Raw genomic sequence first — 18,157 nt, 5'->3', positions numbered from 1 at the left:
CGCTGGCGCTCAGGACGACAAGAGGTCTAGCCCTCTTCGCTCTCGTCCGGCGCATCCGGTGTCAGCGCCTGGGCGACCGCGTCGTCGACCTGCTCGAGCCAGATGAACTCGAGCGTGTTGCGGACTTCTTCCGGGATGTCGTCGTAGTCGCGCTTGTTGCGCGCCGGCAGCATCACGCGCGTGATGCCCGCCGCCGCCGCGGCCACGACCTTCTCCTTGATGCCGCCGACCGGCAGGACCAGGCCGCGCAGGCTGATCTCGCCCGTCATCGCCGTGTCGCTGCGGATGGTACGGCCGGTCATCAGCGATGCCAGCGCCATGAACATCGCGACACCGGCGCTCGGCCCGTCCTTGGGCGTGGCGCCGGCCGGCACGTGGACATGGATGTCGTTCTTCTCGAACAGCACGGCATCGAGGCCGATCGACTTGGCCTTGTTCTTGAGCACGCTGAGCGCCGCCTGCGCGCTCTCACGCATCACCTCGCCGAGCTGGCCGGTGAGGATCAGCTTGCCGTTGCCGGGCGAGCGCGTGGCCTCGATGAACAGGATGTCGCCGCCCACCGGCGTCCAGGCGAGGCCGGTGGCCACGCCCGGCACGCTGGTGCGCATGGCGACGTCGTTCTCGAAGCGGAGCGGTCCCAGCAGCTCCTCGATGTCGGCCTTGCCGATCTGCACCTTGGTGGCCGAGCCCTCGGCCACCTGCACCGCGACATGGCGCAGGGCGCGACCGATCTCGCGCTCCAGCCAGCGGACGCCGGCCTCGCGCGTGTAGCCCCCGATGATCAGCTCCAGCGCCGCGTCGTCGATGCTTGCCTGCTCGGCGGTGAGGCCGTTGGCTTCGAGCTGGCGACGCACGAGGTAGCGCTTGGCGATCTGCAGCTTCTCGCCCGCCGTGTAGCCGCTGAGCTGGATGATCTCCATGCGATCGCGCAACGGGCCGGGAATCGTGTCCAGCATGTTGGCCGTCGCGATGAAGACGACGCGGCTCAGGTCGAACGGCACGTCGAGATAGTTGTCGCGGAACGTGCCGTTCTGTTCGGGGTCGAGCACTTCGAGCATCGCCGCCGACGGATCGCCGTGGACGCCGCTGCCCATCTTGTCGATCTCGTCGAGCATCATCACGCAGTCGCGCGAACCCGCCTTGCGGATCGCCTGGATGATCGTGCCCGGCAGCGCGCCGATATAGGTGCGCCGATGGCCGCGGATCTCGGCCTCGTCATGAACGCCGCCCAGGCTGACGCGCGCGAACTTGCGGCCCATCGCCCGGGCGATCGACTGGCCGAGCGAAGTCTTGCCGACGCCGGGGGGACCGGCGAAGCACAGGATCGGCGCCTTGCCTTCGGGCGCCAGCTTGCGCACGGCGAGATACTCGACGATGCGCTTCTTGATCTTCTCCAGGCCGAAATGATCGGCATCGAGCACGCGCCGCGCTTCGGCGATGTCGATCGGCTGCGTCTCGGGCAGCGCCCAGGGCAGCTCGACCAGCGTGTCGAGATAGGTGCGGATCATGCCGTGCTCGGCCGACGCCTCTGGCGTGCGCTGCAGGCGGCGAAGCTCCTTGCGCGCGGCGGTCTCGGCCTCCGGCGGCATCTTCGCCTCGGTGATCGCCTTGTCGAGATCGGCGATCGCCTGCTTGTTCGAATCGTCCTCGCCCAGCTCGCGCTGGATGGCGGCCATCTGCTCGCGCAGCACCATCTCGCGCTGGCGGGCGTCGAGCGAGCTCTTGGTCTGCTTGCCGATCTCGCTGCTGATGCGCAGCACTTCGAGCCGCTTGGACAGGAGCTGGGTCACCTTGTCGAGGCGCGGCACGAGCTCGAGCGCCTCCAGGATCTCCTGCTTCTCGTTCGGCTTGGAATCGAGATAGGAGGCGGCGAGATCGGCGAGGGCGCCCGCGGACGTCGTGTTCTCGACCGTCTGGCGCAGCTCCTGCGGGACCTGCGGCAGCAGTTCGAGCGTGTCGCGGATCTGCTGCTTCAGCACGAGGAAGCGCGCTTCGATCTCCGGCCCGTTCGTGGTCGGCTCGGCCAGGTGCAGGCCGCGCGCCAGCAGGAACGGGTATCCCTCGACGAAGTCGGTGATGCGGAACCGCTGCACGCCCTGGCAGACGATGTGATGGTTGCCGTCGGGCGTCGTCACATAGCGCAGGATGTTGACGACCGTGCCGACCGGGTGGAGATCGGCCGGCACCAGCTCTTCCTTCGCCGGGTCGCGCTGCAGCACCAGCAGGATCTGGCGCTGCTCGCGCACGGCCTGCTGGATGGCGGCGACCGACGAGGGCCGGCCGACGCTCACCGGGAACACCATCTCGGGAAACAGCACGAGGTCGCGCACCGGCACGACGATCAGCGCGTCGGACGGCAGGGGCTTCGTCTCGGGCTTCGAATCGGGCATCGTGTCGGCTTTCGCGCTCACGGGCTGCATCGCGTCATCCTGCGGGCTCATGGCTGCCTCCGCATCGCGGCCTTGGCCAGGGTCACCACCAGGCAACCGTTCGCCTCGAAGCGCCGCACCTCGCCATACACGCCGGGCGGCAGGGCGATGCGTCGCTCGAAGCGGCCCTGCGGCAGCTCCATGCGATGAATCTTCGCCGTGCGCAGCTCAGCGGGGACCGTTCGCTCGCCTGAAAGAACGAGCGTGCCGTTTTCGATCACGGCCTCGACCTGCTGCACGTCGACGCCCGGCAGGGCGGCCAGAATCAGCACCTCGCGCTCGGTTTCCAGCACGTCGACCGGCGGCTCCCAGTTGGCGCGCAGGCGGCCCGCCGTCTGCGGCCGGAATACCTGGCCATGCAGTCGTTCGGCCTGCGCCAGCATCTGCAGCGCTTCCGACCACATCCAGTCTCTGGGATCGCCTCTTTTCATGAACCCGGGCCTCCAATACCCGCCCCAATGTGGGAATTGAGATCGGCGGCGGCAACTACCGCGTCCGGCCGGGCACCAAAGCGAGCCAGAGAGAGATCACGGTCGAGCCGATGGCGACCGCCTGCAGCAGCGAAAGCGGCTCGTGGAGGATCAGGATGCCGCTCACGATCGCCACGATGGGAATGGCGATCGACGAGAGCGCCGCCACCTGCGCCGGCAGCAACTTCACCAGGGTGAACCAGACCATGGTGCCCAGCGCCATCGGGATGGCGCCGGTGTAGATCGTGGCGATCAGGACCTTGGTGGACGGCCAGTGCGTCGGCAGCCCGTCGAAGACCAGCGCGCCCAGCGCGACCGGCGGCAGGGTGATCACGATCTGCCAGAAGGTGAGCGAGGGGCCCATGCCCGACCAGTTGGTGCGCTTCACCACGAAGGTGCCGACCGCCCAGCAGAAGCCAGCCAGCAGGCCCCAGAACAGCCCGAGCGGCGCGGTGGCATAGCTCTGGAAGTTGGGGATCATCAGCGCGGCGACCGCGCCGGCGCCGATCGCCAGCGCCGCCAGCAGGCGACCCGTCAGCTTCTGGCCGAACACCGCGAAGCCAAGCAGCGCGACCCAGAGCGGCATCGTGTAGGCCAGCACCGAGGCATGACCCGAGGGGACGTGGAGCACGGCCAGCGAGGTCGCGATGTTCCAGACCCCGATGTTCATCGCCGAGGCGAGGACGAGCGCCGGCCATTTGCCCCGGGGAACGGCGAAGCTCTCCCGGCGCACCAGCAGGATCGTCGTCAGCACGATCGCAGCCGTCGACAGGACCAGGGTGCGGAACGTCAGGACCGGCAGCTCGTCGAGCGCGATCCGGAACAGCGGCCAGTTGGTGCCCCAGACGAGGGTGAGGGCGCCGAGCAGGGCCAGCACCTTGGGCGAAACGCGTGTCATCGACGGCGGACGATCAGGCCTGGGGCTCTTCCGGCGCCTGCAGATAGCAGCCTTCGATGCGCCAGCTGCCGTCGGCCTGCCGCGACATCGGATAGAAGGCGGTGACCGGCCGCCCGTCGGGACCGATCACATGGACCTTCTCCGTCACCATCCCCTGCAGGGTGACGATCTCGCCGAATTCGACGGCGCGCGGCCGGTAGACCGGCCGATAGCCCTGCCGCACCATGTCCATGAACGTGTCGGGCGAGCCGAATATCCCCTGGATGCTGGGCGAGGCGTAGCCGAAGGCCGCTTGGCCGTCGTCGCGCCGGAAGGCCTCGATCTGGCGCTCGATCACGTCGCGGATGGCGCTCCGGTCGGGCTCGGAAACCTGCGCCTGCGCCGGCAGCGTCAGGGCCAGGAGTGCGCCGAGAAGGGCGAGGAAACGCAGGACCATGACGGCAGTCTACGCCCGCGACGGTGGTGGCGCGACAGAAGGGGCGCGCCCGAGATGTGAAATTCGCGCCATCCGGCCGCCGGGCGGGACCGATGGTCATTTCGGGCCCGGAATCGGCTCCGAAGCGGCGCCCGGTCGCAGTCGCAAAAGTCCCTGCGACGCGGCTTGCATCGCCGGGGCAGTTTCACTAGGGTGCGCCCCTCTTCGCCGGACCTCTCGGGGATCGGCCGTGCGCCCGTAGCTCAACTGGATAGAGCATCTGACTACGAATCAGAAGGCTGGAGGTTCGACTCCTTCCGGGCGCGCCATTTCTCTCTCTCAGCAAGATCAGCCTTTTCAAAATCCGTTGCCGGGTGCGCCTAGTTCTTAGGTTCTCCCTAGGCTCAGATCGTGAGCAGGTTGGTCAGCCTTCCTCTTTTGGAGTGCTTCGGGTCGAGCTTCCCTATCTCTTTAAGGTTGCCGAAGAGCTCGGCGTCGAGCACCTCTGGCTCGATCTTCCTAGCCTTGGCGTATACGGGGAGCTTCCGTAGCCAGTATACTCAAGGTAGCAACGAAGAAATGATCTCCAATGTCGACCCCGACATATATCAAGAAACTCCGTGAGTATTCTCGCGGTCCGACGACTATCCCCGACCTCTTCGCCCTTGAAACGGCGCTAACCTACGGTACGAGTGACCGCGCCATGGCGGTTCTAATGGGCGCGATGGTTGAAGACACTCTTGGGCGGTGGCTACTCTTCAATATGCGGGATGATCTCAACAAGGTTGACCAAAGCGATCTAACGGGTCCTGAAGGCGCGCTCGCGACGTTCTCCAGTAAAACGCTTCTGGCTTACGCCATTAAGATCATCGGACCTGTCACTCGCCACGACCTAACGCTTATCCGGCATCTTCGTAACGAGTTCGCGCATTCGCGGCGGCCGATAGATTTCAGAGTGCCAGAAGTTGCGCAGTTCTGTGCGCAATTCCAATTCCCTGAACTTCCGGAAGTCACCACTCCCAAGTCCTATATCGATACAGCACCCGATGCTGTCGCTGCTGCGGACTCGAAGCATCCGCGCACGCGCTATTTCGTGACGTGCCATACGATCGCGTATCGAATGTCTAAGCTGTCGTCGCAATGGCCGCAGTTCCATTCGATTGTTCTGCCGGAGCAGCCACTCCCCTAGCCTCTTATACAGGGTGGGTAGATTCGCAATGCGGACAGTCGGCATGCGTAACGTGCCCGACGTACTTCCCCATGCGGCTATAGTAAGCCGGCTCTTCCCAAATCGGGCAACTGACCGAATCGAGGTCCTCATAGCAGGCTTCGCAAACGCCATTAGCTACCGCATGTACCTCGCAGTTCGGACAGTGATACAGACGCTGGCGGGGATACTTCTCCGCAACGAAGGCGCCGGCAAAATTGCAGTATGCCTCGATACGCATGTAATGGACGGACTCCATAACGTCCCGCTCAACTGGAATGCTTTGCCAGACGAGATCGGAGCCTGCTTGTCCCATTAGCCGCTCGACGTACTTGAGCAGCCCGATCATGCACATGGCAGCTTCAGAAACGTCCCATCCGGCAGGAATCATGCGGTGCATAAACTGATGCCTTATGGGCACCAGCGCCGTCAGCAAATCGAACAGCTTTAGCTCTGCACGGCTCGGTGGCGGCGTGAAGCCTTGTGCTTTCAGCGCCTCCAAGGAGTCCTTCAGGGTGGGAAAGTACACAGATCCTCTGCGAAGCTTGAAGAGCGGATGTGTTGGCGCGAACGTGACCAGCCTCATGTTCGCGATGCACTCCGCGGCGTGATGGACGCTCATCGCGATCCACTTGTCATGATGCTGGCGATCGGAGCGCTCCCGGCTTCGTTCGGAAAAATGGTCGAGCGCGTGCACCAACGAATCGCGGCCATTGAGCCAGAACTCATGTGCGACGGCAGCCGGATCGGAAAATACATTGGGCATCAAATGTTCCTCTGCCTTAAGCAGAAAAAAGGGCACCTTGTTCCCAAGGTGCCCCTTCTTCAGCGCAGTCGGAACAGTGCGACAAGAGCCGAAACCAGTCCAAGGGGCACAAAGCACCCAAGACCAACACGGTATGTCTTACCGCCCGGCTGACTGGCTTCGAGGACAAGGAAAAGCCCCATGGGGGTCTCCTAGAACTCGTGCGCGGGGTCCCTTACGGTAGCCGGTCCGCGCATAAGGCCAGCGGTGTGGGGGGGATTGGTTCGCCTGTGTCCGGTCTGGTGTCCCCCCGGACACGCTCCGACTATAACCCCCTGCATGTAGGACGCATTTTCGGCGGTTCAAGGACAGCGGGAGTGAAAAACGCAAAAAGCCCCGTGAAGGGCTTTCGTCGCCTGGCCGGAATACGACCTTTCAGTCGCCTCTACATCGTACCACGGGCCAATTCCTCATCTAGCTTCCTACAGAGCACGTCCTGGAACTCTTTGAGCACAGGTTGTTTGGCGCCGTGCATGTACTCCTCGTTCCGGTTGCCTGGCTGTGGCGGTTGGACGGAGAGCGACAGGTCAATCTCCTTGGCGCGCTCGATACCAGCACTGAAAATTCCATCGGCCGGCACGGATGAGGGAGCCGTCTCGGTCGTGTCCGGATGCGCCTCAAGCCATACCGACTAGATCGCTGCAGCGGTACTTGCCGTGTAGTAGACCGACCTAAACGCAAGAATTCGAGCGCGATGGTGTTCTGGAATGACCCGCGCGGCGAGAAGGATCTGCGCGGGAGCTCGATGGTGGCGGGGCCCGTTGGTTCGGTTGCCGTTGTCTTTCCTCACGCTGCCTTCTTATCGGACGCCTTGGCCGATAACCCGCGCTTTCCGATAGAGATCTTTCTCGGCTTGCCGTCGGCAACGCTGGAACGAGTGACCCTCTGTCGTCCAACCTTTGTGATTGGGGCGCCGGCCCTGCGCTTGGGGCTCTCCTTAGCGGGTTCTGCCTTGAGCTTAATGTTCAGCGCGGCGAGGAGAGCCACAAAGGTCGACAGCTTGGGATCACCATCGCCACTGAGGGCCTTGTAAAGCCCTGCTCGAGTGATGCCGACCTTCTTGGCGACTTCGGTCATGCCGTGGGCCTTGGCGATGTCGCGCAGGGCTATCGCGACAACAGCAGCGCTGCCGCTATCGAGCGCATCATTGAGAGCATCAGCCTGATCCACTGGATCGGCAAGGAACTGGGACCCGTCATAGGGAATGGTCTTGGTACCGTTGGTGTGCACGCTCTAACTCCGCTCTGGTTATCCGCTATGAATTCTGGGCTAGGCAGTTGGAGCCATCTCCTTCGCCTTCGCGATGTCGGCCGCCTGAGTGGACTTGTCTCCGCCGCACAGCAGGATCACCACGGTCTTGCCACGCTGCACAAAGTAGAGCCGGTATCCTGCGTTGATGTGGATGCGGGCCTCCGACACCCCCTCGCCGACCGGCTTCACGTCACCGGGAAGGCCGCCCTCGATCCGGCGGATGCGCATGGCGATGGCCGTCTGCGCCTGATGATCCTTGAGGCCCGCAAGCCATTTGGCGAATAGCTTGGTCTGGCGGACTTCAACCATGTGTATCCTGTAGTATACGCCCGGCGATTCGTCAACCGCGGTATACCCTCCGGGAGCGCCGGTGCGATCGGGGATCCTGCCAAACAATCGAAATAAACAAAATAAACGAAACAAACGAAGCGGAGGTCGCACCCCCTGAAACGGGATGTCCTGCCACTCGATATTGTGCCGCTCCCGATTCGCGTCTCAGGATCTTGTTTATTTCCTGGGTCTTGCCTCTGCGGACGGGAGGGTTTTGGGGCCTTCCGGCGGCCGCGTCTCCCGAGCGGTCCGACTGCTTCCGGGTGCGCCATTTCGCGCTTGTCGAATGGGTGAAGCGGGGTACCGTTCGAGCGCGCCGGCGGAGAGGGCGCTGATCGATGCAGAGGACTTTCGTCAACCTGATGCGCGGCGATCCCGCGCCGCGGTTCACGGCCGCGACGGCGAGCAATCCACGTTACATCTTCGACACGGTGGCGGGGCGCTACGTCGTGCTCTGCTTCTTCGTGTCGGGCAGCACGCCGGGCGGTGCCGCGGCGCTCGGGGTGGTGGCGGCCAACCGGCACCGGTTCGACGACGAGCGCCTGTGCTTCTTCGGCGTGACCGTCGACCCGAGGGATCGTGACAGCGGCCACGTTCAGCAGAGCCTGCCGGGCGTGCGCCACTTCTGGGATTTCGACGGCAGCGTCTGCCGTCTCTACGGCGCGGTGCCGCGCGACGCCGGGCCGGACGGGCAAGTCAACGCGCGGCAGTTCTGGGTGGTCCTTGACCCGACCCTGCGCGTGCTCGCGGTCGTTCCCTTCAAGCCGGGCGGGGCGGAGCACGCCGAGCTGTTCGCCTGTCTCGACGCGCTGCCGCCGCCACACCTGCATGCCGGCCAGCCCGTGCAGGCGCCGGTGCTGGTGCTGCCCCACGTCTTCGAGCCCGACTTCTGCCGCAGCCTGATCGACCGGCACGAGGCGGATGGCGGTCGCGACACCGGCTTCATGAGCGACGTCAGCGGCAAGACCGTCGAGCTGAGAGATCCCGCGCGCAAGCGTCGGCGCGACTTCATCGTCGAGGACGAGGAGACGATCCTCGCTGTGCAACGGCGTATCCGGCGACGGATCGTGCCGGAGATCGCCCGCCTGTTTTTCTTCGAGGCCACGCGTATCGAGCGCTATCTCGTCGGCTGCTACACGGCGGAGGAGGGCGGCCACTTCGCGCCCCATCGCGACAACACGACGAGGGGCACGGCGCACCGCCGCTTCGCGGTGTCGATCAACCTCAACGACGATTTCGACGGTGGCGAGGTGAGCTTCCCCGAATACGGGCCGCACGGATTCAAGCCGCCGGTGGGCGGCGCGGTGATCTTCTCCTGCTCGCTGATGCATGCGGTCTCGGCCGTGTCGCGCGGCCGGCGCTATGCCTTCCTGCCGTTCCTCTATGACGAGGCGGCGGCGAAGATCCGGACGGCCAACAATCGGTTCCTCGATCCCTCGGTCGGCGCGTACAAAGGGGCCTGACTTCAGACCCGTTGGGGACCGTGCCGAAATTCCTCCGCTCCGTCGGCCTTCTTGGCCTCCTCGTCGTTGCCGGCGTTGCCGCCTGGCTGTTCGGGCACGGCGAGTTGCACGTCTCGGGGCCGCGAACCGACTATTTCCTCTACCTCGCGGCATTGTTCGCGCTCGTCCTCGTCATCGCGCGCTGGCCGCGTCTGTCGGCCACGCTGCTGGCGCTGGCCTGTGCCGAATTCGCCTGGGGTCTGGGATCCTGGGCGCTGGCGCCGCCCGGCTCGCCGTCGCTGCTGCCGCCGGTCAGCGCCGAGCCGGCGCGTTTCCAGTGGCATCCGCTGCTGCAGGCGGTGCCGGCGCCGGGCCTCGCCTTCACCAGCGCGACGGGGCTCGCCATCCGGCATTCGTCCCAGGGCACGCGCGGCCGCGATCCCGATCCGGCGCGGCTGGCCGCCAGCGGTGTCGTGGCGACCTTCGGCGGCTCGGCGACCTACGATATCGGCAACGGCGAGGGCGACACCTGGCCCGAGCGGCTGGACGAGGCGCTGCGCGGCGACGGGCTGGTCGTCGTCAATCACGGCGTGCCGGGATACACGACGGCCGAGCACGTGCTGCAGACGGCCTTCTATCCCGACAAGTTCGGCAAGGCGCCGCGTTGCGCCGTCTACTTCGTGGGCTGGAACGATCTGCGCAATTCGCACATTCCCAAGCTCGATGCCGGCTATGCCGACTTCCACATGCCGAGCCAGGTCGATTCGTTGAAGGTGCGGAGGGTCGGAGGCTCCAACGTCACGATCTCGCCGCTGCTCACCGTGCTGACGCGTCTCGTCTCCGCCGAAGTCGACACGGTGCGCTATGCCAAGGATCCCTACGCCCTGGCGCCGGTCGCCGGTCCCGATCGGGCGGCCGCCACGATCTTCGAGCGCAACGTCCGCTCGATCTCCGCGCTCAACCGGGCGCGCGGCACGCCGACGATCTGGGTCGGGCAGGTCGTCAACTCCGACCGACTGACGGGCGAGGGCCTGTATGGCTGGCTGCCGAGGGTGCGCGACCGCGATCTGCCGCGGTTGCTGCGGGAGTCGAACGCCCTGCTGGCACGGACGGCCCAAGCACTGGGCGACACCTATGTGGCGCTCCCGGACGATGCGTTCGGCCCCGCCGACTTCGTGGACCAGGGGCATTTCTCGGCCGCCGGCGCGCGGCGCTTCGCGGCGCTGCTGGCGCCCGCCGTGCGCGAGGCTTGCCGCTAGGCGTGCGGGATTCTACTCCTCTCTCATGGCTTCCCCGTCCCGCGTCATCCTCATCACCGGTGCCTCCTCGGGCATCGGCGCCGCAGCCGCCCGCGCCCTGGCCGCGCCCGATACGGCGATCGCCCTGCATGCGCGGCGCAATCGCGCCGGCCTGGAGCGGGTCGCGGGCTTCGTCAGCGGTGCGGGGGCGCAGACGCTCCTCCTCGAAGGCGATCTCGGCGAGTCTGGCACCGCGGCGCGTCTCGTCGAGGAGACCGCGACGGCCTTCGGCCATCTCGACGTCATCGTGAGCAATGCCGGCTTCGCGAACCGCACGCCCGTGGGCGAGCTCGACCGCGCGGCCTGGGACGCCAGCCAGAATGCGATGACGGCCGCCTTCTTCGAACTGGCGACGGCCGCCAAGCCGTGGCTCGTCAAGGCCGGGCCGGCGGGCCGGCTGGTCGGCGTCTCGTCCTTCGTGGCGCATGCCTTCGCCCGCGGTCTCATCACCTTTCCGGCTTCGGCCGCTGCCAAGGCGGGCATGGAGGCTTTCTCCAAGGCCTTTGCCGTCGACATCGCGGGCTCGGGCGCCACGGTGAACTGTGTGGCGCCGGGCTTCATCGAAAAGGATCCGGACGCCCATGTCGCCGTGCCGCGCTCCGGCATGGAGAAGGTGGCCCAGTCGATTCCGATGGGCCGCTACGGCAAGCCCGCGGAAGTGGCCGCCCTGATCGCCTTCCTGTGCTCGCCGGCGGCGAGCTACATCACCGGCCAGACGGTCCACGTGAACGGCGGCGTCACGCTGTAGGGCCGGATTTCTTGGAGCGCGCCACACCAGTGGCGCTCGGACTCCGCTGGTGGCCAGGGTATGAGCGCAAACTGGAGTTGCGCGCTCCGTTGAGGCCCCTCAGCCGATCGAGCGCACCAGCCGGATGATGTCGATGCCCCTCGTGTCGATGCCGAACCAGTCGAGGTAGAGCGGCACCTGGTGGTCGAGCATGTGCCGGCCATAGTGGATGCGCCGGCCGTGGGTGCGGGCGCGCGCCAGCAGCGGCGTCTCGACCGGGCTCATGATCACGTCGGCAACGACGACGTCGGCATCGAGCGTCATCGGGTCGAAGGCCTGCGGGTCGTCGGGACGCAGGCCGAGTGCCGTTGCGTTGATCGCGATGTGGATGCCCTTCGGCGGCGTCGTGACTTCAGCGACCGGCACGTCGGGATAGTGGCTCAGCAGCCGGTCGATCGCCTTGCCGGCGCGCGCTTCCTGGAGCTCGGTGACCAGCAGGCGGCCGACCCCGGCTTCGCACAGCGCGGCCGCGATGGCGCCGCCGGCGCCGCCCAGGCCGACCAGCCAGACGCTGGCGCCCTTCACGCGATGACCCTGCGCCTCCAGGCCGCGCACGAAGCCCAGCCCGTCGACATTGTCGCCCACCACCACGCCGTCGGGATCCCGGCGAACCACGTTGACGCTGCCGGCCGCCTTTGCGCGGGGCGTGGCGCGGCCCACCAGGTCGAGCATGGCGGTCTTGTGCGGGATCGTGACGGTGAAGCCGCCGAGGTTGCGCATCTTGGCCAGCGCCTCGAGCATCAGCGGCAGCAGATCCGGGCCGCCCTCGAAGGGCAGCCAGACCGCGTTGACGTCGGTGGCGGCGAAGACCTGGGACATCAGCCCGGTCATGCGCAGCTGCCGGATCGGATCGCCGATCGTGCCGTAGAGACGCGTGGCGCCATTGACCTGGAACAGGCCGTCGAACAGGTGCGAGTCCGTCGGGTTCATGAGCCCCCAAAAGAAAACGGCGGAGCCTGCGCTCCGCCGTCGATCTTGGCCGTGCAGGATGCCCGGCGCTAGAGATTCTTCAGCACGTACTCGGCCGAAGAGACCTCGAAGGCGCCCGGCTTCTCGACGAACAGGTGCTTGATGACGCCGTCCTCGACGACCATGGCATAGCGCTGGCTGCGCGTGCCGAGGCCGAATTTCGAGCCGTCCATCGTGAGGCCCATCGCCTGGGTGAACTCACCGTTGCCGTCGCCCAGCATCATCACCTTGTCTTCGGCCTTCTGGTCCTTGCCCCAGGCGCCCATGACGAAGGCATCGTTGACCGAGATGCAGGCGATCGTGTCGATGCCCTTGGCCTTCAGCTTGTCGAATTCCGTGACGAAGCCCGGCACGTGCTTGGCCGAGCAGGTCGGGGTGAACGCGCCCGGCAGGGCGAAGGCCACGACCTTCTTGCCCGGTGCGAAAAGCTCTTCGGTGGTCACGGCCTTGGGGCCTTCCGGACCCATGGTGCGCAGCGTGGCGCTGGGGACCTTGTCGCCGACTTTCGCCATTATTAGCTCCTTAATATACGCCGCCCAACCGCGGCCTTTGCGAACCGGCGGACCCTAGGCCGGGGTTGGGTTTTTGTCCATGGAAGGCCCGTTATCGGTAAGGTGGGCCCCGGCCGCTTGAAGTTTAGCCGGACAATCCCCATGGATATGGGAGAACATTACGCATGCCCGGGTCCAGCTCTCCTGCCGCCACATTGGTCGGCCGCTTCCTGGTCGCCGCGCCGTCCATGCCGGACGAGCGCTTCCAGAAGAGTGTCGTCTTCATCTGCAAGCACGATGACGATGGTGCGCTCGGCATCATCGTGAACAACAAGGTCGACGACCTGCCGCTTGGCCAGGTCTACAAGCAGCTCGGCATCGAGGTGCCGCGGACGGTTGCAGACTGGCCCGTCCTGTTCGGCGGTCCGGTCGAGACCTCGCGCGGCCTCGTGCTGCACTCGGCCGACTACAAGCGCGAAGAGACCCTGCTGATCGATGGCGGCCTGGCACTCACCGCCTCGCTGGAAATCCTGAAGGACATGGCGGGCGGCACCGGACCGAAGAATGCCTGGCTCGCCCTGGGTCACTCCGGGTGGGCGCCCGGCCAGCTCGACCGCGAGATGCAGGACAATGCCTGGCTGGTGGTCGACGGCGATGCGGAACTGGTGTTCGACGCCGATCTCGCGGCCAAGTGGCAGCGTGCGCTCGACCGCTTGGGACGCGGCGGACCTGGCGCGAAGTTCGACCTCGCCTCCTTCTCTCCCCAGTCCGGACGCGCCTGAGCTCTTAGAGCGTCTGTGGGCGAGATCGAATAGAGCCGAGCATTCCAACACCGACCTCACCCTGAGGAGCATCGCGCAGCGATGCGTCTCGAAGGGTGGGAACGCGCACCTCGCCTGTTGCCCATCCTTCGAGACGCGCCGTGGAGTTTACCCCGAGGTACTCGAGGGGCGGCGCTCCTCAGGATGAGGTAAGTGGGTCAATGTAAAATGGAGGGAATCTAGGGTTTGGGCGCTTCTATGCATTGCGATGCATCAGATGTGCGTGCCCGCGCCCGGATTGCGCTTACCTTCCCCAGGGGAACGGGCCTATAGCCCGAAGACGCTGGCTGCCAGCCTCCCTTCGCGGCCGGCGTGCGTACCCGGGACGTCCGCGTTCCTTCCCCAAACCCCTTATAGGGAGTGCGGGCGTCCCGTCCTCGCGCCGAGCGCCGGCTCGGCGGCGCCTCACTCGGCGGCGATCGACTGGGTGGCGGGGCTTCTGTAGGCGGCGAGCAGCGACGTTTCCCGTTCCTTCGCGGCCTTCACGTTCTTCTCCTTCACGTGACCGAAGCCGCGCATCGTTTCCGGCACCGCCGCGATCTGCACGGCAAGGGCGTGGTTGTCCTGCGCCAGCGTGGCCAGCAGCGTCTCCACCGTGGCCTCGTACTCGCCGATCAGGCGGCGCTCCATGCGACGCTCCTCGCTGTAGCCGAAGATATCGAACCGGCCGCCGCGCAGCCGCTTCAGCGACGCGAGCACCCGGAACGCCGGCATCATCCAGCCGCCGAACTCGCTCTTCTTGAGTTCGCCCGTCACCGGATCGCGGTCGGCGAACAGGGGCGGTGCGAGATGGAAGGTGATGCGGTAGTCGCCCTCGAACTGCTGGCGAAGTTTCTTGTGGAACTCGCCGTCGCTGTAGAGGCGCGCGACTTCGTATTCGTCCTTGTAGGCCATTAGCTTGTAGAGCGACTTGGCGACCGCCTCGGCGAGGCCGCGGCGACCCGGCGCCTTGTCCTTCTCGGCCTTGGCGACCCTGTCGACCAGCTTGCGGTAACGCTCGGCGTAGGCCGCATCCTGATAGGCGGTGAGCAGCTCGACGCGCCGGGAGACGATCTCGGGCAGGGTGCGCGCGACCGGCTTCTCGATCCTCATCGCGGGCTTGGCGGCGGCCTGGACGGCGGCGAGGTTGTGCGCCGCGAGGCGGCCCCAGTCGAAGGTGCGCTTGCTGCTCTCGACGGCGACGCCGTTCAGCTCGATGGCGCGCATCAGCGCTTCGAACGAGAGCGGCACGAGGCCCTTCTGCCAGGCATGGCCCAGCATGAAGAGGTTGGTGGCGATCGAATCGCCCAGGATCGCCGTCGCGAGGCCGGTGCCGTCGATGAACGACGTGGCCTCGTCGCCGGCGGCGTCGCGGATCGCCTTCATCATCGACTCGGCGCCGAGGTCCATGTCGCCGTTCATGACGAAGGCGGCGACCGGCTGGACATGGCCGTTGATGACGGCCCGGGTCACGCCCTGCTCGATGCGCGACAGCGCGGCCGGCGAGGCGGCCACGACCATGTCGCAGCCCAGCACCAGGTTGGCGCCGCCGGCGGCGATGCGCACGGCATGGAGATCCTCGGGCTTCGGCGCCAGCCGCACATGGCTCATCACCGCGCCGTTCTTTTGCGCAAGGCCGGTGAAGTCGAGGACGGTGCAGCCCTTGCCTTCGAGATGGGCGGCCATGCCGATCAGCGCGCCGACGGTGATGACGCCGGTGCCGCCGATGCCCGTCACCAGGATGCCGTAGGCCTCGCTGAGCGGCCGCAGGGTCGGCATGGGCAGCGCGGCGAAGGGATCCTCGGCCACGACCTCGAGCTTGCGGCGGCGTGCCTTGGCGGGAGTGCCGCCATGCACCGACACGAAGCTCGGGCAGAAGCCGTTCACGCAGGAGAAGTCCTTGTTGCAGTTGCTCTGGTCGATCTGGCGCTTGCGGCCGAGCTCGGTCTCGAGCGGCTTCACCGACACGCAATTGGACTTCTCGGAGCAGTCGCCGCAGCCTTCGCAGACGGCGTCGTTGATGAAGACGCGCTTGTCGGGATCGGGGAAGGTGCCGCGCTTGCGGCGGCGGCGCTTCTCGGCAGCGCAGGTCTGGTCGTAGACCAGGACGGTGAGGCCCGGAATCTCGCGCAGCTCGCGCTGCACGGCGTCGAGTTCGTCGCGATGGCGGATCGTGACGCCGTGCGCGAAGCCGGCGTTCATCGGGTACTTGTCCGGCTCGTCGGTGACGACGACGACCTTCTTCGCGCCCTCGGCCTCGACCTGCCGCGTGATCTCGGGAACCGTGAGCGGCCCGTCATGCGGCTGGCCACCGGTCATCGCGACCGCGTCGTTGAACAGGATCTTGTAGGTGATGTTGACGCCGGCGGCGGCCGACTGGCGGATCGCCATCAGGCCGGAATGGTAATAGGTGCCGTCGCCCAGGTTCTGGAAGATGTGCTTGTCGGAGTGGAACGGTGCCTGTCCGACCCAGCCCACGCCCTCGCCGCCCATGTGGGAGATCAGCGAGGTGCGGCGCTCGGGCATCCAGATCGCCATGCCGTGGCAGCCGATGCCGGCCATGGCGCGGCTGCCCTCGGGCACCTTGGTCGAGGTGTTGTGCGGGCAGCCCGAGCAGAAGAACGGCGTGCGCGCGACCTTGGGCGGCGGCGCCGACAGCAGCTTCTCCTTGCCTTCGAGGCGGGCCAGGCGCTGACGCAGTTCGGGCGATTCGCCCTCGTGCTTCATCAGGCGGCCGGCGATCACCATGGCGACGCCGGTCGGCGTCAGTTCGCCCTCGCTCGGCAGGATGATGCGGCCGCTCTCGTCGGCCTTGCCGATCACCGTCGGACGACGGTCGGCCGGCAGGTGATAGAGGATGCGCAGAAGCTGGTCCTCGAGGTTCGAGCGCTTCTCCTCGACGACGATGACTTCCTGCAGCCCTTCGGCGAAGCGGCGCGCGCCTTCGGCCTCGAGCGGCCAGGTCACGCCCACCTTGTAGAGGCGGATGCCGAGCGCCCGGGCACGCGCGTCGTCGATGCCGAGATCCTCCAGCGCCTGGCGCGTATCGAGATAGGCCTTGCCGGTTGTCATGATGCCGATGCGGGCGCGTGTGCCAGACTGGGTCGGCTCGATCACGGTGCGGTCGAAGCCGTTGGCGCGCACGAAGGCGGCGACCGCCGCCATCTTCGGTCCATGCAGGCGCTTCTCGGCCTCGAGCGGCGGATCGGGATTGCGGATGCCCAGTCCGCCGGGCGGCAGCTGGAAGTCGGTCGGCATCACGATCTGGATGCGCTCGGGATCGACCCAGACCGAGGCGCCGCTCTCGACCGTCTCGGAGATCGCCTTGAAGCCGACCCAGCAGCCCGAGTAGCGCGACAAGGCGAAGCCCAGGATGCCGTAGTCGAGATATTCCTGGACGGTCGCCGGATTGACGACCGGGATCATCGCCGCGGCAAAGACCTGCTCGCTCTGGTGCGGCAGGGTCGACGACTGGCAGCCATGGTCGTCGCCGGCCAGCGCGATCACGCCGCCATGCGGTGAGGTGCCGGCGGCATTGCCGTGCTTCAGCACGTCCATCGAGCGGTCGACGCCGGGCCCCTTGCCGTACCAGATCGAGAAGACGCCATCGACGGTGGCGCCGGGGAACAGGTTGGTCTGCTGGCTGCCCCACACCGATGTCGCCGCGAGATCCTCGTTGAGGCCGGGCTGGAAGTGGATGTTGTTCTCTTTCAGGTAGCGCTTCGCGCCCCACAGCGCGTTGTCGTACATGCCGAGCGGCGAGCCGCGATAGCCGGAGATGAAGCCGCCGGTATTGAGGCCGGCTGCCAGATCGCGCTGGCGCTGCATCATCGGCAGGCGCACCAGCGCCTGGATGCCGGTCATGTAGACGCGGCCCTTGCCGAGCCGGTAGCGATCCTCGAGGGCGTAGTCGCCGAATACGAGCGGAACTGGGGTGACGGTGCTCATCGCGGGAGCCCTCCGATGCGGCGGCGTGAACGGGCGTTTATTCGCCGCAGCATAGCGGGACCAGCCCCCGGCGGAAAAGCCTGTCGAGGCCTTCCGCCGAACCGAATTTCGCCGGGTCGCCGACCGTCGCTAGCTAGTTCGTCGCCGGACGCTTGCCGGCCTTGTAGTCTGCGATGGCGGCCTTGAGCTGGCGATACTCGGCGCAACCGAAGGTGCAGAGCGAGTCGAGGCGGGCGAGCTGCTGCTCGGCCTCGGGCAGGCGCCCCAGCATCAGATAGGCCTCGCCGAGATACTCGTAGGCGCCGATGTGGCGCGAATCGATGGAAAGCGCCTGCTGGTAGTATTGCAGCGAGCCGTTGGGATCGCCCGACTTGCGCGTGGCGAAGCCCATCAGGTTGTAGGCGTCGGCGTTCTTCGGATCCTTGGCCACGACCTGCTGCAAGAGCGGCAGCGCGCCCTTGTAGTCCCTGGCCTCGATCATCGCCTTGGCGCGTGTGTAGTTGGCGTCGACCGGCTTGGCCGGCTCCGCGGTCCCGCCGGCCGCCTGCACGGGCAGGGCCGGGCCAAGGGTCGTCACGGCCAGGGCGGCGGCGAGGAAAAGGGATCTCATGGGACGG

General features: G+C 66.5%; 16 protein-coding genes and 1 tRNA gene. 6 read left to right on the top strand and 11 right to left on the bottom strand.

Features of this window, described 5'->3' with window-relative positions; genetic code table 11:
* Window positions 1-26: 26 nt before the first annotated feature.
* From lon to ACO07K_RS23235, 4 genes are read right to left on the bottom strand one after another with little or no spacing between them, the layout of a single operon-like run.
* Entirely contained in the window at window positions 27-2,420 is a 2,394-nt protein-coding gene (gene lon / locus ACO07K_RS23250; protein WP_422036696.1) for an endopeptidase La, read from the bottom strand.
* 17 nt (window positions 2,421-2,437) lie between these two features.
* A complete protein-coding gene (locus tag ACO07K_RS23245; protein WP_298316272.1) occupies window positions 2,438-2,860 on the bottom strand; it encodes an Hsp20/alpha crystallin family protein in 423 nt (140 codons plus the stop codon).
* Between the two features lie 55 nt (window positions 2,861-2,915).
* On the bottom strand, window positions 2,916-3,797 hold the full coding sequence (locus ACO07K_RS23240) for a DMT family transporter (RefSeq protein ID WP_422032076.1): 882 nt from the start codon (window positions 3,795-3,797) through the stop codon (window positions 2,916-2,918).
* Between the two features lie 13 nt (window positions 3,798-3,810).
* Entirely contained in the window at window positions 3,811-4,233 is a 423-nt protein-coding gene (locus ACO07K_RS23235; protein WP_422032074.1) for a DUF4864 domain-containing protein, read from the bottom strand.
* Between the two features lie 231 nt (window positions 4,234-4,464).
* Between ACO07K_RS23235 and ACO07K_RS23230 the strand changes: the two genes are divergently transcribed.
* A tRNA-Arg gene (locus ACO07K_RS23230) sits at window positions 4,465-4,541 on the top strand.
* Between the two features lie 260 nt (window positions 4,542-4,801).
* The gene (locus tag ACO07K_RS23225) at window positions 4,802-5,401 is read left to right on the top strand and encodes a hypothetical protein (RefSeq protein ID WP_422032073.1); all 600 of its coding nucleotides are present in this window, start codon (window positions 4,802-4,804) and stop codon (window positions 5,399-5,401) included.
* Between the two features lie 4 nt (window positions 5,402-5,405).
* On the opposite strand, the gene ACO07K_RS23220 is transcribed toward ACO07K_RS23225, so the two are convergent.
* The 3 genes from ACO07K_RS23220 to ACO07K_RS23210 all read right to left on the bottom strand — a co-directional run bounded on the left by ACO07K_RS23220 (window position 5,406) and on the right by ACO07K_RS23210 (window position 7,784).
* The gene (locus ACO07K_RS23220) at window positions 5,406-6,185 is read right to left on the bottom strand and encodes a hypothetical protein (RefSeq protein WP_422032071.1); all 780 of its coding nucleotides are present in this window, start codon (window positions 6,183-6,185) and stop codon (window positions 5,406-5,408) included.
* An 825-nt stretch (window positions 6,186-7,010) separates the two neighbouring features.
* Window positions 7,011-7,454: an addiction module antidote protein gene (locus ACO07K_RS23215; protein ID WP_422032069.1), complete on the bottom strand. Its 444-nt coding sequence runs from the start codon at window positions 7,452-7,454 to the stop codon at window positions 7,011-7,013.
* A gap of 39 nt (window positions 7,455-7,493) precedes the next feature.
* Window positions 7,494-7,784: a type II toxin-antitoxin system RelE/ParE family toxin gene (locus ACO07K_RS23210; protein ID WP_422032067.1), complete on the bottom strand. Its 291-nt coding sequence runs from the start codon at window positions 7,782-7,784 to the stop codon at window positions 7,494-7,496.
* Window positions 7,785-8,143: 359 nt separating this feature from the next.
* Here ACO07K_RS23210 and ACO07K_RS23205 point away from each other — a divergent pair, with 359 nt between their 5' ends.
* From ACO07K_RS23205 to ACO07K_RS23195, 3 genes are read left to right on the top strand one after another with little or no spacing between them, the layout of a single operon-like run.
* On the top strand, window positions 8,144-9,268 hold the full coding sequence (locus tag ACO07K_RS23205) for a 2OG-Fe(II) oxygenase (protein WP_422032065.1): 1,125 nt from the start codon (window positions 8,144-8,146) through the stop codon (window positions 9,266-9,268).
* A 20-nt stretch (window positions 9,269-9,288) separates the two neighbouring features.
* Window positions 9,289-10,506: an SGNH/GDSL hydrolase family protein gene (locus tag ACO07K_RS23200; RefSeq protein ID WP_422032063.1), complete on the top strand. Its 1,218-nt coding sequence runs from the start codon at window positions 9,289-9,291 to the stop codon at window positions 10,504-10,506.
* Between the two features lie 25 nt (window positions 10,507-10,531).
* The gene (locus ACO07K_RS23195) at window positions 10,532-11,293 is read left to right on the top strand and encodes an SDR family NAD(P)-dependent oxidoreductase (RefSeq protein ID WP_422032061.1); all 762 of its coding nucleotides are present in this window, start codon (window positions 10,532-10,534) and stop codon (window positions 11,291-11,293) included.
* Between the two features lie 99 nt (window positions 11,294-11,392).
* On the opposite strand, the gene ACO07K_RS23190 is transcribed toward ACO07K_RS23195, so the two are convergent.
* Window positions 11,393-12,262: a shikimate dehydrogenase family protein gene (locus ACO07K_RS23190; protein WP_422032059.1), complete on the bottom strand. Its 870-nt coding sequence runs from the start codon at window positions 12,260-12,262 to the stop codon at window positions 11,393-11,395.
* Window positions 12,263-12,330: 68 nt separating this feature from the next.
* Complete coding sequence (locus tag ACO07K_RS23185; RefSeq protein WP_324505020.1) at window positions 12,331-12,813, bottom strand: peroxiredoxin; 483 nt, start codon at window positions 12,811-12,813, stop codon at window positions 12,331-12,333.
* Between the two features lie 164 nt (window positions 12,814-12,977).
* On the opposite strand from ACO07K_RS23185, the gene ACO07K_RS23180 reads away from it, so the two are divergent.
* A complete protein-coding gene (locus ACO07K_RS23180; protein WP_422032057.1) occupies window positions 12,978-13,574 on the top strand; it encodes a YqgE/AlgH family protein in 597 nt (198 codons plus the stop codon).
* Window positions 13,575-14,018: 444 nt separating this feature from the next.
* On the opposite strand, the gene ACO07K_RS23175 is transcribed toward ACO07K_RS23180, so the two are convergent.
* Window positions 14,019-17,540: an indolepyruvate ferredoxin oxidoreductase family protein gene (locus tag ACO07K_RS23175; RefSeq protein ID WP_422032055.1), complete on the bottom strand. Its 3,522-nt coding sequence runs from the start codon at window positions 17,538-17,540 to the stop codon at window positions 14,019-14,021.
* 133 nt (window positions 17,541-17,673) lie between these two features.
* Window positions 17,674-18,150: a tetratricopeptide repeat protein gene (locus ACO07K_RS23170; RefSeq protein ID WP_422032053.1), complete on the bottom strand. Its 477-nt coding sequence runs from the start codon at window positions 18,148-18,150 to the stop codon at window positions 17,674-17,676.
* Between the last annotated feature and the right edge of the window lie 7 nt (window positions 18,151-18,157).

The sequence above is a fragment of the Reyranella sp. genome (genome assembly GCF_965228225.1).
Classification (GTDB): Bacteria; Pseudomonadota; Alphaproteobacteria; order Reyranellales; family Reyranellaceae; genus Reyranella.
This window is presented reverse-complemented; position numbering and strand designations above follow the sequence as displayed.

What these genes read in the sequence shown, in the direction of transcription:
- lon (WP_422036696.1), bottom strand. Translation starts at nt 2,420, where the DNA reads ATGCAGCCCGTGAGCGCGAAAGCCGACACGATGCCCGATTCGAAGCCC.
- ACO07K_RS23245 (WP_298316272.1), bottom strand. Translation starts at nt 2,860, where the DNA reads ATGAAAAGAGGCGATCCCAGAGACTGGATGTGGTCGGAAGCGCTGCAG.
- ACO07K_RS23240 (WP_422032076.1), bottom strand. Translation starts at nt 3,797, where the DNA reads ATGACACGCGTTTCGCCCAAGGTGCTGGCCCTGCTCGGCGCCCTCACC.
- ACO07K_RS23235 (WP_422032074.1), bottom strand. Translation starts at nt 4,233, where the DNA reads ATGGTCCTGCGTTTCCTCGCCCTTCTCGGCGCACTCCTGGCCCTGACG.
- ACO07K_RS23225 (WP_422032073.1), top strand. Translation starts at nt 4,802, where the DNA reads ATGTCGACCCCGACATATATCAAGAAACTCCGTGAGTATTCTCGCGGT.
- ACO07K_RS23220 (WP_422032071.1), bottom strand. Translation starts at nt 6,185, where the DNA reads ATGCCCAATGTATTTTCCGATCCGGCTGCCGTCGCACATGAGTTCTGG.
- ACO07K_RS23210 (WP_422032067.1), bottom strand. Translation starts at nt 7,784, where the DNA reads ATGGTTGAAGTCCGCCAGACCAAGCTATTCGCCAAATGGCTTGCGGGC.
- ACO07K_RS23205 (WP_422032065.1), top strand. Translation starts at nt 8,144, where the DNA reads ATGCAGAGGACTTTCGTCAACCTGATGCGCGGCGATCCCGCGCCGCGG.
- ACO07K_RS23195 (WP_422032061.1), top strand. Translation starts at nt 10,532, where the DNA reads ATGGCTTCCCCGTCCCGCGTCATCCTCATCACCGGTGCCTCCTCGGGC.
- ACO07K_RS23190 (WP_422032059.1), bottom strand. Translation starts at nt 12,262, where the DNA reads ATGAACCCGACGGACTCGCACCTGTTCGACGGCCTGTTCCAGGTCAAT.
- ACO07K_RS23185 (WP_324505020.1), bottom strand. Translation starts at nt 12,813, where the DNA reads ATGGCGAAAGTCGGCGACAAGGTCCCCAGCGCCACGCTGCGCACCATG.
- ACO07K_RS23180 (WP_422032057.1), top strand. Translation starts at nt 12,978, where the DNA reads ATGCCCGGGTCCAGCTCTCCTGCCGCCACATTGGTCGGCCGCTTCCTG.
- ACO07K_RS23175 (WP_422032055.1), bottom strand. Translation starts at nt 17,540, where the DNA reads ATGAGCACCGTCACCCCAGTTCCGCTCGTATTCGGCGACTACGCCCTC.
- ACO07K_RS23170 (WP_422032053.1), bottom strand. Translation starts at nt 18,150, where the DNA reads ATGAGATCCCTTTTCCTCGCCGCCGCCCTGGCCGTGACGACCCTTGGC.